Raw genomic sequence first — 14,943 nt, 5'->3', positions numbered from 1 at the left:
TGCCTCGGGCCGCAAGCGTGATGAGCGCGGGTACTCACCTGTGACCACCATTGCCCCGCGCCTCCGTCTCACGATGTGCGGAGTCGGCCTCCTCGGGCGTCAGCGCGGGCCGTCGGGAACCTCTGACAGGTGCAAGGCATCGGGAGTTCGTCGGTCCGGATCGGCCAGCCAGTGGTGGACCGCGAGCGCGGTGGTACGGGCATGCTCTTCCAGTACGGTGAAGTGGTCCCCGGGCACGGTGACTTCGGTGTGTGGCAGATCCCAGACCGGGGCGGGCTCTGTGCCGGGCAGCGAGTCCTGGGCCCGTACGAAGAGGGTGGGGGAGGCGAGCCGCGAGGGCTTCCAGCCGGCGAAGAGCTCGAAGTACCCGGCCATGGCGGTGAGCCGGGCCGGGTCGGCCGGGAGGAACTCCGCCGCCCGGTGCAGCATGTCCGACGTCATCGCGGAGAGTACCTGCCCTCGGTCGTCACTGCTGGGATAGGTGTCCACCAGGACAACGGCGAGCGGGGCGGAGCCTTCGGCCCCCAGTCGCTCGGCCACGGCCTGGGCCACCCAGCCACCGGCCGAGCGGCCCAACAGGACCAACGGTCCGTCACCTGCGGCCGCGCGGACGGTGGCGGCCTGGGCGGTGACGAGGGCGTCCAGCGTGGCCGGCAGTGCTTCCCCGTGCCCGAAACCCGGGTGCCGCACCGCCGAGACCGGCCGCAGGCCCCGCAGTCCGGAGCCGAGGCGCGCGTATTCCTGGGGCCCCGAGAGCGCGCTGAGGGCGGGGAAGCAGATCAGCGGGGGCCCTGCGCCGTCCGGTGCGAGCATGACGGGGTCGAGCGCCGCACCGGGCGCCCCGGCGCTGTCGAAGACCGGGCGGAGGCGTGCGGCGATGGTGAGCAGCGCCATGCCGTCCCAGGTCCGCCCCCGGTCGCAGGCGGCGCGGAAGAGCGCACCCAGGGAATCCGAAGCACCTTCGGTGTCCGGTGCGTCCCCGGCCCGCACCGGGGCTTGCGGTGGACCGGCCGTCCCCGGACCGCCGGGAACACCGTTGTCCGCCGTTCGGCCGGTGCTGCCCGGGTGGCCGATGGCATCCGGCCGTTCGGGGGCGCCGAAGCCGCCGGGAGCGGCGGTGACGTCGGGAGGAGCCGCTTCCCGGGCGTACCGCTCCGCCAACTCGGCGGCGACCGCGCGCGGGGTCGGGAAGTCGAACAGCAGCGTGGGCGGCAGCGTCAGCCCCGTCGACGTCACGAGCAGGTTGCGCAGGTCGACCGCGGCCAGGGAATCGAGCCCCAGGTCTGCCAGCAGGTCGTCCCCGTCGATCGCGGCCGTCCCCTCCGGGTGACCCAGTACCGAGGCCGCCAGGGCCCGCACCTCGGTGAGCAGCAACCCGCCCCGCTCGCCCGGGGAGGCGGCCGCCAGCCGCCGGCCGAACAGGGCTCCGCTCCCGCCGTCCGTGCCCGTCGCGCCGGGGACAGGCGGCCGGGACCGGGCCGCCGCTGGATCGCCGCCGCTCAGGGCGGCCGGGGCGAGGCGGGCCGCCACCACCACCGGGTCGTCACCGGCCACGGCTGCGTCGAAGAGGGCCAGGCCCTCATCCGCCTCGAGCGGGCCGAATCCCGAGCGGGCCATCCGCCGCAGGTCCGTGTCGGTGAGGTGCGCCATCATGCCCTCGCTCTGCCGCCAGGGACCCCAGGCGATCGACGTACCGGGCAGACCGAGCCGTCCGCGGTGCAGTGCCAGGGCGTCCAGCACGCAGTTGGCGGCCGCGTAGTTGGCCTGACCGGCGGAGCCGAAGGTACCCGCCGCCGAGGAGAACAGCGCGAACATCGCCAGGTCGCGTCCCCGGGTCAGCTCGTGCAGAGCGAGGGCTGCGTCCGCCTTGGGCCGCAGCACCCGCTCCAGACGGTCGGCGGTGAGCGCCGGGACGATGCCGTCGTCCAGCACCCCCGCGGTGTGCACCACACCGGTCAGCGGACGGTCCGCAGGCACTGAGTCGAGCAGGGCGGCGAGCGCCGTCCGGTCCGCGACGTCGCACGCCCGGACGGTCACCTCGGCGCCCGACTCGCCCAGTTCCGCGACGAGTTCGTCCACCCCTGGCGCGTCCGGTCCGCGTCGGCCGGCGAGCAGCAGACGCCGGACGCCATGGGCGGTGACCAGGTGCCGTGCCACCAGCATGCCCAGGGAACCCGTACCGCCGGTGACCAGGACGGTGCCCTCCGGATCGAGCCGCCGCCGGGACCGCCGTTCCTCCGTGGCCCCGGCCACCCGGACCAGCTTCGGTACGTACGCGGTTCCCCGCCGTACGACCGTCTCCGGCGCCGCAGCGGCCAGCAGGGCGGGGAGGAGGCGCACGGAGTCGGGGTGATCGTCCATGTCGACCAGGGCGAACCGGCCCGGATTCTCTCGCAGGGCCGAGCGGACCAGCCCCCACACCGGCGCGTGGGCCGGTAGGGACGCGTATCCGCTGGATGCGCCGGAATCCCCGGAACCGGTGCCACCGTCAACCGGACCGCCATCGTCCGGGGTGACGGCACCGGAGGTGACGAGGACGAGACGGGAGTCCGCCGGGCGGGGTTCGGCGAGCCACTGCTGTACCAGTTCCAGTGCCCAGCCCGCCGCCCACCGCATCCGAGCCGCGGGGTCCTGTGCTCCGTCGGCCGTGTCCGGTGGGGGCGGGCAGGGGGCAACGAGAACGGCCGGTGACGTGCCGTCCGCCGCCGGGTGGGCGTACACCGGAACACCGGAGCCGCAGGGCGCGAGCACATCCACCGGTCGTGTGCCCACCGCGCCCAGGACGCCCCACGGGGGCGCCACCGAAGGCACGGGCGGCTCGGGCAGCGCCACCCAGTCCATCCGGTGGAGAACCCCGGTGACCGGATCCGCCGTTCCCGATCCGGTACGCGGCAGGGTCCGGAGCGTCAGCGAACGTACCGCGGCCACCGGCGCGCCCGCCGGGTCGGTCAGCTCCACCCCGACCCGCCCGTCCGGCCCGGGAGCGATCCGCACCCGCAACCGCCGCGCGCCGGCCGTGTGCAGGCGCACCCCGCCGAAGGCGAACGGCAGGGACACCCCGTCACCAGCCGTCCCGCCCGTCCCGGCACGGTCCGCCGCGCGCCCGTCGAGCGCCAGGGCGTGGAGCGCCGCGTCCAGCAGCGCCGGATGCAGGGCGAACCCCGGGCCACCCGCGCCCGGGAGCGGAGCCCCGGCGGCCTCGGGCAGCGCGACCTCGGCGTACAGCTCCTTCCCGAGCCGCCAGGCGGTGCGCAGGCCCCGGAAGGCGGGGCCATAGCTCAGCCCGCTTCCGGCCAGCGGCTCGTACGGGTCGGCATCCGGACCGGCGGCGTGCAGCGGCACCGCGCCGGGCGGGGGCCAGGGCGTGGCCCCGGCCCCGGACCCGGACCCGGACCCGGTCGCGGCCGCAGCCGCTCCGCGGTCCGTCGGCTGCTGCTCCGGTACGAGCGTCCCGGAGGCATGCCGATGCCAGGGCCGGTCACCCGCCGGTGTGTGCGGCCGGGCGTGGAAGAGCACGGTCCGCCGTCCCGTGCCGTCCGGCCCCGATACCTTCACCTGCAGCTCGACCGTGCCGTCCGCAGGCAGCGACAGCGGCGCGGTCAGGGCGAGTTCGTCCAGGACGGGAGCGCCCGCCGACTCACCGACGTGCAGGGCCATCTCCACGAAGGCGGCAGCCGGCAGCAGTACCGTCCCCGCCACCACATGGTCGGCCAGCCAGGGCTGGTCGTGCACCGAGAGCACCCCGCTCAGCAACAACCCGTCGTCGTCGGCCGTCACGGTACGGGACGACAGCAGTGGATGGGCCGGAGCGTCCGGCGGGGGAGTGGACCGATGCCGCGGGGTGGCGTCGAGCCAGTACCGGCGGCGCTGGAAGGCGTAGGTGGGCAGGGTGACGCGCCGCCCGCCGCGCCCGGCGAAGACGGCCCGCCAGTCGACGGGCACTCCATGGGCGTGCAGCGTGGCCACGGTGTCGAGCAGGGCGTCCGCCTCCGGCCGCGCTCCGCGCAGGGTCGGCAGGACCAGCGGCGTCGGGGTCCGCTCGCCGGCGGGTGCTCCGGCCGTCCCCGGGTCCGCCGGAGCCGCTCCGGTCGCGGCGAGGCAGCTGCGGACCAGGCCGGTGAGCACTCCGTCCGGCCCCAGCTCGACGTAGTGTGCCGCGCCCCGGTCCTGGAGGTACGCCACCGAATCGGCGAAGCGGACCGGGCGGCGGACATGGCCCACCCAGAACTCCGGTGAGCTCAGCTCCTCTTCGGTGGCAGCCCGGCCGGATACGGCGTTGACCAGGGGTATCCGCGGCATGGCGAAGGAGAGGCGCCGCACCACGTCCGCGAAGTCGGCCAGCATGGGTTCCATCAGCGCGGAGTGGAAGGCGTGGCTCACCCGCAGTGGCGTCGTGGACCGGCCCCGCTTCCGGAAGTACGCGACGGTCTCCCGCACCGCGGCCCCGTCCCCGGAAACGACCACTGAGGCGGGCCCGTTGACGGCGGCGATCTCCACCGCACGCCCTGCCCCGGCGAGTCGGGCGACCGCTGCGGTCACCTCGTCCGCGTCGGCGGCCACGGCAGCCATCGCACCGCCCGAAGGCAGCGCGTCCATCAGCCGGCCCCGGGCCGCCACCAGGGTGCAGGCGTCCGCGAGGGACAGCACCCCGGCGACATGCGCCGCGGTCACCTCGCCCACCGAGTGCCCGGCCACCAGATTCGGGCGCACACCCCAGGCCTCGAGCAGCCGGAACAGGGCCGTCTCCAGGGCGAAGAGCGCCGGCTGTGCGAACCGGGTCGTGTGCAGGAGCACGCCCGTCTCCGTGCCGGAGCCGGCGAACACGACGTCCCGCAAAGGCACCGGCAGCATCGGGTCGAGCAGGGAACAGCTCTCGTCGAACGACTGGGCGAAGCTTGGATGCAGTTCCCGGGACTCGTACAACTCACGTCCCATGTCCACGCGTTGGCTGCCCTGGCCGGTGAAGAGCAGGGCCAGCGGTCCCTGGCGGCGGGACGTGCCCGTCCGCACCCCGGGCCGGCTTCCCCCCTCCGCCACCGCCCGCAGGGAGGTGAGCAGTTCCGCACGGTCCCGGGCCACCACCACGGCCCGGTGCTCGAAGGCCGCGCGGGTGGTGGCGAGCGAGTACCCGATGTCCACCGGGGCCGCGTCCGGGTCGGTGGCCACCCGGTCGTACAGCCGCCGCGCCTGGGCCCGCAGCCCCGGCTCGCTCCTCGCCGACACCGGAACAGCCACGGACGCCGGCACCGGAACAGCCACGGACGCCGGCATCGCCCCGCCATCGACACGGCCGCTCCCGGCCCCGTCGTCCGCCACGGAGACCGGCGACGGGGTGTCCCGATCCACCGGAGCCTCCTCGAGCACCACATGGGCGTTGGTGCCGCTGATGCCGAAGGAGGACACCCCCGCCCGGCGCGGGCGGTCCGTCCTCGGCCACTCCACCTCCCGGGTCAGCAGCGCCAACCGCCCCGACGACCAGTCGACCCGGCCGGTCGGTTCATCGGCGTGCAGCGTACGCGGCAGCACGCCGTGCGCCATCGCCTGCACCGTCTTGATCACGCCCGCCACTCCGGCGGCGGCCTGGGTATGACCGATGTTCGACTTCACCGAGCCCAGCCAGAGCGGACGCTCCCGCGGCCGGCGCCCGTACGTCGCCAAAAACGCCTCCGCCTCGATGACATCGCCCAGCCGGGTACCGGTGCCGTGTGCCTCCACCGCGTCGATGTCCCCGGGGGCCAGCCCCGCGTCCACGAGGGCCTGCCGGATCACCCGCTGCTGCGCCGGGCCGTGCGGTGCCGTCAGCCCGTTGCTCGCCCCGTCCTGGTTCACCGCCGAGCCGCGCACCACGGCCAGCACCGGAAGCCCGGCGCGGCGCGCCTCGGACAACCGGCTCAGCAACAGCATGCCGGCACCCTCGGCCCATCCCGTGCCGTCGGCGGACGCGCCGAACGCCTTGCAGCGGCCGTCCGGGGCCAGCGCCCGCTGCCGGCTGAACTCCACGAACGACGAGGGCCCCGACATCACCGTGACTCCGCCGGCCAGCGCGAAGGAACACTCGCCCCGGCGCAGCGCCTGGGCCGCCAGGTGCAGGGCCACCAGGGACGACGAGCACGCCGTGTCCACCGTGACGGCCGGGCCCTCCAGCCCGAAGGTGTAGGCGATACGGCCCGAGGCGACGCTTCCGGCGCTGCCGATGCCGAGGTAGCCCTCGACATGCTCGGGTACCTCCGTGATGCGGCCGGCGTAGTCGCTGTACATCAGCCCGATGTACACCCCGGCCGACGAGCCGCGCAGGGTGCGGGGAACGAGACCGGCGTGCTCAAAGGCCTCCCACGCCACTTCGAGCAGCAGCCGGTGCTGCGGGTCCATGGCCAAAGCCTCGCGGGGGGAGATGCCGAAGAAGCCGGGGTCGAAGCGGTCCACACCGGAGAGGAAGCCGCCCTCACGCACATACGTCCGGCCGGACCGCCCGGGGTCCGGGTCGTACAGCGCCTCCGTGTCCCAGCCCCGGTCGGCGGGAAACGGACCGATGGCGTCCGTCCCGTCGGCCACCAGCCGCCACAGCTCCTCGGGGGAGGCCACGCCCCCGGGATAGCGGCAGGCCATCCCCACGATCACCACAGGATCGTCGTCCGACCGGGCCACGCCCCGGTGCGCGATCCCGGCTCCCGACGGCGCGGCGGCGCTCCGCGAACGGAGGTGGGCGGCGAGCGCGGCGGCCGTGGGGAAGTCGAAGGCGATGGCCTCGGAGAGCGGGAGGCCGGTCGCCGCCGACAACCGCTCCCGCAGCACCGTCGCCGTCAGCGAGTCCATGCCCAGATCGCGGAGCGCCGTTCCGGACTCCACCGCCTCCGCCGTACAACCGAGCACGGCCGCCACCTCGCTCCGCACCAGGGCCAGCAGGTCCGCCGTCGGCTCCCCGGCCGCCCCCGTAACCAGCGTCCGCGCGGGCCGATCGGCGAGGGCATGCCGCCGCACCTTTCCGGAGGCGGTACGGGGAATATTCTCCACCTCGTACAGTTCGACGGGCACCTTGAAAGCGGACAGTTCCGCACGACAGGCGGCGAGGACCGACCCTCTGTCCAGTACACCGCTGCCCGGCGCGGGGACCAGATAGCCGACGGGCACTTCACCGAAGACCGGGTGGGGGCGTCCGGCCACGGCGGCGTCCGCCACCCCGGGCAGCCGCCGCAGCACCGCCTCCACCTCCGAGGGGTGGATGTTGGCCCCGCCCCGGATGATCAGCTCACTCGCCCGGCCGGTGATCACGAGTTCGCCGGAGGCCTCGATCCTGGCCAGGTCGCCGGTGCGGAACCAGCCGTCGCGCAACACCTCTGCGGTGGCCTCCGGCCTGCCGTGGTAGCCGGCCATGACTCCGGGCCCGCTCACCCATAACTCGCCCTCGCCGGCGTCCTGTCCGTCCGGGCCGCCGCCGACCCGGACCCGGGTGCCGGGCAGCACCCGGCCGCACGACCCGGCCGCCGTTGTGTCGCCCGGTGCCGTCATGGTGACCGGACCCGCCTCGGTACTGCCGTAGTGCTCCAGGTAGGGGGCCCGGCAGATCGCCTCGAAGGATCTCCGGAACTCGGACCCCGCCGAAGCGCCCCCGCTGACGCAGCCCCGCAGCGCGGGCGCCCCGAGCCCGCCGCCGTCCCCGTCACCCTCCTCGCCCCGGACCGCGTCGAGCAGGGCCGAGTACGTCGTCGGCACCCCGCCGAGGAGGGTGTAGGGGGTGTCCGTACGGCGCAGTTCGCCGAGCACCTCCGCCACCGAGAACCGGGGCGGGAGCATGGCGCTCGCCCCGGTCGCGGTCACTCCGAGGACGCAGACCACCTGGCTCATGGCGTGGTGGAGGGGTAACGGCCACAGCACCCGGTCCCGCTCCGACAGACCGAGAACACCGACGAGGCCCGCCGCGACCGGCGCGAGGCGGTTGCGCTGGGTGGACAGCACTCCCTTGGGGGTGCCGGAGGACCCGGAGGTGTAGAGCAGCCACGCCGTCTCGTCCAGCCCGAGATCGTCCCGGGCGGGCGTCCCCGGCTCCGTACACGCCAACTCCTCGTACCGCAGAACGCCGCCCGCCGCCCCGGCCCCGCCCGTCAACGCTCCGGAGTCCCCGGACGGCGGAGTGTCCCCGCCCTCCTCACCGCCCTCGGCCACCACCACGATCAGCCCGGGACGGGACAGCAGTCCCCGCCGACGCGTCAGCCGGGCCTCATCCGTGATGAGTACGCGCGCGCCACAGTCGTCCAGCAGACGGGCCAGCTCCGCCCCCGAACTCCCGGGATCCAGCGGCACGCCCACCCCGCTCGCCCGGGTTACTGCGAGCAGGCTCTCGACCGCCTCGACGCGGTTGCCGAGCAGGATGGCCACCCGTTCGCCCCGCGCCAGGCCGAGCCCCGCCACATGGCCGGCCAGCCGTCCGGTCCTGCGTTCCAGGTCCGAGTAGGTCCGCCGCGTACGGCGGTCCTGGAAGGCGACCTTCTCCCCGAGGCGCCGGGCATGCTCTCGGAGCGACTCCGGCAGTGGCCTGATGATGTCCGTGTCTGTACTCACTCGTGCGAACCCTCCCGTGTACTCCTAGATGAGGATGGTGGCGCGGTTCGCCCGGTTCCCCTGCGGCAGCGGCGCCGCACGGTACGGGTCTGTATGTGCGGCTCTGTCTCACATTCGGTGGCAACGAAGGGTGACGGCCATCGTTGATGTTGTATGCGAAACGTCAACGAGCTTGTGGGCGTGGTGTTTTCGGGACTCGCGTCGCTGGTCGTCGAGGATGTGGCGGACGAGGGCGAGTTCATCCGGGTGCGGGCCCGGACACGGGACGATTCGGTGCAGTGCCCGGTGTGCGGGCAGCCGACGGGGCGGGTCCACGGCATCCACCGACGTACGATCGCGGACGTGCCGGCGGACGGCAGGCGGGTCGTGGTGTCGGTGCAGGTCCGGCGCCTGGTCTGTCCGGTCCTGGGCTGCCCCGTCAGACGTTCCGTGAACAGGTCCCCGGCCTGATCGAGCGCTATCAGCGGCGCACACGCCGACTCGCCGACCAGCTCGGCTCTGTGGTGAAGGAGTGAGCGGGCCGGGCGGGCGCCCGCCTCTCCCGTGTCCTGGCTTCGGCGATGTCCCGCTCGACCGCCCTGCGGCTTCTGGCCCGCCTGCCCTTGCCCGTGGTGCGGGTGCCACGCGTCCTCGGTGTCGATGACTTCGCGCTCAAGCGCCGCCACCGCTACGCGACTGTCCTGATCGATGCCGAAACCGGCGAACGCATCGACGTACTCCCGAGTCGCGGCGCCGACGCCCTGGAACGGTGGCTACGCGAGCACCCCGGCGTCGAGATCGTCTGCCGCGACGGCTCGGGCGCATACGGGGAGGCCGTGCGCCGGTCCCTGCCGGCTGTGGTGCAGGTCAGCGACCGCCGGCACCTGTGGAAGAACCTGTGCGAGAAGACGCCGGCCGAGGTCCGCTCCCACAGCGCCTGCCGGGCCACCTCGAACACGCCCCGCCCGGCCGGCGTCCACGAGCAGACCACCCGCGAACGCCGGCACCAGATCCACGGCCTCCTCGGCAAGGGCGTCGGCCTGCTCGAATGCGCCCGCCGCATGAACCTGTCCCTCAACACCGTCAAGCGCTACGCGCGCACCCGCGAACCCGAAGCCCTGCGTCGGGCACCCCGTTACCGGCCCACTCTGGTCGACCCCTACCGCGACCATCTGCGTAAACGCCGTGCGGCCGACCCCGCTGTCCCCGTGAAACAGCTGTTCCGGGAGGTCCAGGAACAGGGTTGCACCGGCAGCTTCAACCTCCTCTGCCGCTACATCACCCAGGGCCGGGCCGAAGGCGACCGGCCCGTCACCACCCCGCGATGGCTCGCCCGCCTCCTGCTCACTCATCCCGACCACCTCCGAGACAAGGACACAAGTCTCCTCGCCAAGCTCACCACAGCCTGCCCAGGGATGACCCAACTCGCCTCATTCATCCGCGAGTTCGCACAACTCCTCACGCCGGCCGCAGGCAACGACAACAAGCTCACCGCGCGGATGCGTCAACCCGAGATGCCGAGGGGAGGGGCGTGAGGTGGAGGTACGGTCCCGCGCTCCGGTGTCAGGGCTGCCGGGCGTCCGCCGGCTGCGGGGCGTGGTGCTGGACCGGGGTGCCGCGCGGTGCCCGCCCTGGTCCGGGTGCAGGCATTCGACGTGGTGGCGGTGGGCGCTTCGCAGCCGATCCTGGTTACAGAGACTTCGTACGAGCGGGCGTGCGGGCGGCAAGACGGCTGTGCGTCGTGTTCCCCGTCCCTCCCGCTGTCAACGGCCTGGGCGGTGGGACCTGATCGGAGTAGCCGATCAACTGTCTTGCCGATTATTCACCGTGACGACCCCATGCCGATCAGCCGCAGCGTCGTTACGACTGGTGAACCGGTCGGCACGGCCGGGATGGCACAGAGGAAGGAATCAGGTAGCAGATGAACGGTGCGCGGCGTATGACGGTGGTCGCTTCAGTGGTGGGGATGATGCTGGCGGCACCCGTGGGGATGGCCACGGCGCATGCCGGTGACAGCGACGCGGGGCCGGGCGGAGTGCTGTCCAACCTGTCCGGCAGGAACTCCTCCGGCCATGCCAATCTCTGCGGCACGGGCAAGGTGGCGCTGTTCAAGGACCGTACCTGCGTGAGCGAGGACACCGGTAAGGGCAGCGGCGGCGACCAGACGGGCCCCAGCGGCGGGGTCCTGTCCAACCTGGTGTTCGCCCGCAACGCCTCGGGTCACAGCAACAACTGCGGCAACGAGACGGTCTCGGTGATGAGCCGGACCACCTGCGTCACCGTGGACCGCTCCGGCCGCTGACGAGTCAGTCCGGCAGAACACCACCGGCGGGGCCGGGGAACCATGGCGCTGTCCACCGTCACGGTTCCCCGGCCCCCTCCCGGCGAACGACGAGAAAGCAGGCAGTACAGGTGAACACGACCTCGTCCCAGCTGACGATCGGTGTGGTGGCGCCGCTGACGGGACGTCTGGCGCCGCTGGGCAAGCCGCTGACGTATGCCCTGAAGGCGCTGGCACCGCAGTTGGAGCACGTCCGTAACGGCAGCCGCCGTTACGACGTGTCGGTCGCCGTGCGCGACAGCCGCTCCGACCCGGCGGCGGCCCGGCGGGCCGTCCACGATCTGATGACCACCGACCGGGCGCACATCGTCCTGACCATGGCCGGAACCCAGGTGCTGCCGGCCGTCGCCGACGCCTGCGAGGAACTGGGAGTCCCCTGCCTGTCGACCACCTTCCCCTGGCAGGCCTACGTGCACTCACGCGGCGCCGGCCCCGGGCACTCCTTCCGGTGGACCTACCACTTCGCGTGGGGCCTGGACGACATCGCCACCGTCTTCGCCCGCATGTGGGAACAGGCCGGCGCCGGACAGGCCGTCGGCTGCCTGTGGAACGACGACCTGCAGGGCAGCCTGCTGCGCCACCAGGAGTACGGTTTCGCCCCGGTGACCTCCGCGCGCGGACACACCCTGGTCGACCTCGGCCCCTACCGGGAACCGGCCACGGACTTCCAACAGCAGGTCGACCGGATGCGGGAACACGGCGCCGACACCGTCACCAGTGCCGCCACCGCCGCCGACCTCGCACTCTTCCACCGCCAGGCCCGCCAGGCCGGGCTACGGCCCCGGCTGATCACCTGCTCGCGATGGCTGACCTACCCCCACACCCACACCACCGCAGCCCCCGACATCCACGCCGAACTCGCCGACGCACGCGTGGCCACCCTGGTCTACTGGAGCCCCGACCACCCCTACCGCTCCAGCCTCAACGGAGCCACCTGCGCCGACCTCGCCCACGCCTACCAACAGGACACCGGCGAATCCTGGCTGCAGCCCCTGGGCCTGGCCCACGCCCTCGCGGAAACCGCCCACCGCGCCCTCAGCACGGCCGACGACCCCACCGACCGCGCGGCCGTCGCCCGCGCCATTGCCAGCACCACCTTCTCCACGATCGCGGGAACCCTCGACTGGAAGCAGGGCCCGACCCCCAACATCGCGCTCCTTCGCCTGTCCGGCGGCCAGTGGCACCCGGGCCCGCAAGGCCCCCGTCTCGCCGTCGTCACCAACACGGACACCCCCGAGGTCCCCGTCACCGGCGAACTCACGCCGACGTGACAGACCGACACATGGTCACTTTCATACGCCGGAGCCAGGACCCCCGGCAGTGCCTCGCAGCAGCCGGGGATAGGCTGCCCCTCGGCCGGTTTTGGTGCGAGGAGGAGCACATGCTGGATGCGGTGACCACCCGGTTCATCGAGACAGCGACGAAGCTGACTTCCGAGGCGCTCGCCGCCGCTTACGACGACACGGTGCGCCTCCGCGGCCAGGGCGGCCGAGAGGCGAGCCGCGCGCTCAAGCTCTCCGCTTCGCACGAGTCCGAGTTGCAGGCCATGGTCAGGGCGGCCCTGCTGCCGCGCGCCAGCGAACTGAACGCGTTCCGCTCCGGTCTGTTCTCGGGTGCCAAATCCGCGTACGTCATGGCCGCACGAGCGGTTCACCGCCGCGAAAGCCTCGCGCAGGAGCACTACCACGTGCTTCTGAGGCCCTTCGCCGCTGCGGGCGTCGAGATCCCGCCCCGCGCGGCCGGCCCGGACGCGTGAGCGTCGGTCAGTGCCAGTTCTCGGCCCGGTAGACGTACCAGAGGGCCGCCAGGCCCTCCGGCCGTGAGGCTTCGGCCGGTCAGGGCCAAGGCCGCGGCCCGATCGTAGGGATCCTGAGGCCTCCTGTCCGGTACGGACCGTGTCATGACCAGGTACCCGCACGCGCTGCGCTGCCATGCTGCCTGGGAGGCGGTCGAACCGCCCAGCAGAGCGTCGCGGTACGGACCGCTCAACATGTGCTGCAGCGGATCCACGAGCGGCTCGCCCTGCGGCACCGGCCACTCCCGCACCCTCTCGCCGTCCCTGTACACGGCCACCTTCCGGGCGTGGCGAAGAATCATGCAGCCCATGGGGATCCACTGGCCCAGATGTCCGCCCTAGTCCTTGCCGGGATCGGCGAGCGCGTGTCCGCCCGACCGGCAACGCCGTCGAGCGTCTGATCCGGGCCGCCGACTGCTGGTCGGATGGCTCGAGGACACCGAGGTGCCCACCGACCGCTGGCTGTCCAGCCTGCCGACCGACATCCCGGTCGGCGGCCTGGCCCGACTGGCCAAGGTCCACCGACGCATCGAGCATGACTATCGTGAACTCAAACACGGCCTGGTCCTGGACCACTTCGAAGGTCGGTTCTGGCCTGGCCGGTACCACCATGTCACCCTCGCGACCGCCACTCACGCGTTTCTCACCGAACAGCGTCTGGCCCCAAGCACCTGGACCGCACTCGCCCTTTACCAGATCCTCAACGCCCTGCAGGACGTCCTGAAGCGCTGGACCGGCATCTGCACCACCTGCCGCCAGCCCTTGCTCAGCAGGCCACACACGACATCAAGACCGAGACAAACCTAATGGAGCCCTACGAAGAGGTCGTTCGAAGTAGGAAGATTACCCTTAATGCCCTAAGTAAGTTCCTCGCCAGGGGGCGGTCTCGTCCGTCGAAGAAACGAGCTAGAGGCGAGGGGTGGGCCGTGTGCCGGCGTTCTCACATCTCCTGCCCCGAGTCGATGGAACTCTCTGTTCGGGCGCCGGGCGTGTGCTTCCGTACGCCCCAAATTTACTGCCCCGCACGCCTTGTTATCCCTTCACATCGGACCCACGATCAGTCGGTCGGCTTGCACCGCTCATAGGGGGCATCCGTGGGAGCACCGTTTCGGAGCCTTACCGCCGTAGCCTTCACCACGGCCCTGGCCGCGCCCTGCCGTTGTTCACTACGTGATCCGCTCAGGCCGTTCCCCTGTTCACCTGCACAGGAACAGCGGACCAGCAAGACAGCCCAGGCCTCACCCCCCGGCCAGCAGGTGGTCCGACTCCAGACGTGGGTCTCCTACCAGACCTACGTCGGCGACAACGCGATCAACGTCCAAGCTGTATCCACAGCGGCCGTCGGCTGCCTGCTCAGCCTCATCAGCCGGATCGGCCAAACCAGCCACTCCAACAACGGCGACACCAGCACACCGCACGCCATCGGCATCCTCCTTGCGCACCCCGGGAGGGACCGCCGTCGCTTCAAACGACACTGTCACCGGCGGACACCGTAGCGGTGCCACGTTCCTCCGGACCGTCGCCTTCGCCACCCCGCTCGACCGGTCCCCAGCCTGCCTCACACCGGCCAGGGGAGGGGACCCCACAGACGCTCGGACCATGGCTGAAGCCCTGGTCCTCCAGGGAAGGAACCGTACGTATGAGGCGCAGTTCATGGGCAGCACTCGTCGCTGCCGTCGCGGCCGTGGGAATGTTCACGATGTCGGCGACCGCGTCGGCGTCGGTACTGGCGCGGCCGCTTCAGGTCGTCCAGTGCACGGGCACGGAGACCACCACCTACAATCCCGGCGTCCTCTTCCAGGCTCGCGAGATCGGTCTCAGCACCACCGGCACCTTCACCTCATGCCTCGATGCGACTGGCCAAGTCACCAGCGGTGGTTACGGGGAACAGTTCACACTGTTCGTCGGCTGCAACGACCTGCTGGGCGCCTTCACCGGCCAGCGCACGATCACCTGGAACACCGGCGATACCAGCGTCATCACCGGCAGCGGCAGCAGCACCGCCATCGCCGGCCAGGTCATCACCACCTTCACCGGCACCGTCACCCAAGGCCCCTTCCAAGGATCCAGCGCGGTTCAAACCATCACCCTCCCCCAACTCAACGCCCTCAAGTGCCTGACCACCGGCATCACTGACGCCACCGGCATCACCACACTCACGCTTACCTGAGCTCGACTCTGAAGCTTCTATAGATCGTCAAGCTGTAGGAGACGGCCCGGGTGTGCCGCTGAATGCGCTGGTCAGGTGGTGGTAGACCTCGCGCGCGACGAA

6 protein-coding genes and 1 pseudogene are annotated in these 14,943 nt (G+C 72.2%); 6 read left to right on the top strand and 1 reads right to left on the bottom strand.

What is annotated here, in order from left to right:
• Nucleotides 1-99: 99 nt before the first annotated feature.
• On the bottom strand, nt 100-8,556 hold the full coding sequence (locus KUM38_RS22115; protein ID WP_217131168.1) for a type I polyketide synthase: 8,457 nt from the start codon (nt 8,554-8,556) through the stop codon (nt 100-102).
• 183 nt (nt 8,557-8,739) lie between these two features.
• On the opposite strand from KUM38_RS22115, the pseudogene KUM38_RS22105 reads away from it, so the two are divergent.
• From KUM38_RS22105 to KUM38_RS22080, 6 genes and pseudogenes are all read left to right on the top strand, one after another.
• A pseudogene (locus KUM38_RS22105) lies at nt 8,740-10,055 on the top strand (ISL3 family transposase); the annotation flags it as partial.
• 401 nt (nt 10,056-10,456) lie between these two features.
• A complete protein-coding gene (locus KUM38_RS22100; protein WP_217131165.1) occupies nt 10,457-10,837 on the top strand; it encodes a hypothetical protein in 381 nt (126 codons plus the stop codon).
• Nucleotides 10,838-10,947: 110 nt separating this feature from the next.
• Nucleotides 10,948-12,147 (top strand): ABC transporter substrate-binding protein, encoded by a 1,200-nt coding sequence (locus KUM38_RS22095; RefSeq protein WP_217131164.1) that lies wholly within the window; start codon nt 10,948-10,950, stop codon nt 12,145-12,147.
• A 110-nt stretch (nt 12,148-12,257) separates the two neighbouring features.
• The gene (locus KUM38_RS22090) at nt 12,258-12,632 is read left to right on the top strand and encodes a hypothetical protein (RefSeq protein ID WP_217131163.1); all 375 of its coding nucleotides are present in this window, start codon (nt 12,258-12,260) and stop codon (nt 12,630-12,632) included.
• Between the two features lie 483 nt (nt 12,633-13,115).
• Nucleotides 13,116-13,478 carry a hypothetical protein gene (locus KUM38_RS22085; RefSeq protein ID WP_217131162.1) on the top strand — a complete coding sequence of 121 codons (363 nt, stop codon included), beginning with the start codon at nt 13,116-13,118 and terminating at the stop codon, nt 13,476-13,478.
• Nucleotides 13,479-14,310: 832 nt separating this feature from the next.
• Nucleotides 14,311-14,841 (top strand): hypothetical protein, encoded by a 531-nt coding sequence (locus KUM38_RS22080; RefSeq protein WP_217131161.1) that lies wholly within the window; start codon nt 14,311-14,313, stop codon nt 14,839-14,841.
• The last annotated feature ends 102 nt before the right edge of the window (nt 14,842-14,943 follow it).

It is taken from the genome of Streptomyces sp. AC558_RSS880, assembly GCF_019049255.1.
Classification (GTDB): domain Bacteria; phylum Actinomycetota; class Actinomycetes; order Streptomycetales; family Streptomycetaceae; genus Streptomyces.
Note: the sequence above shows the minus strand (reverse complement) of the source record. Positions and strands in the feature narration are given on the sequence as shown.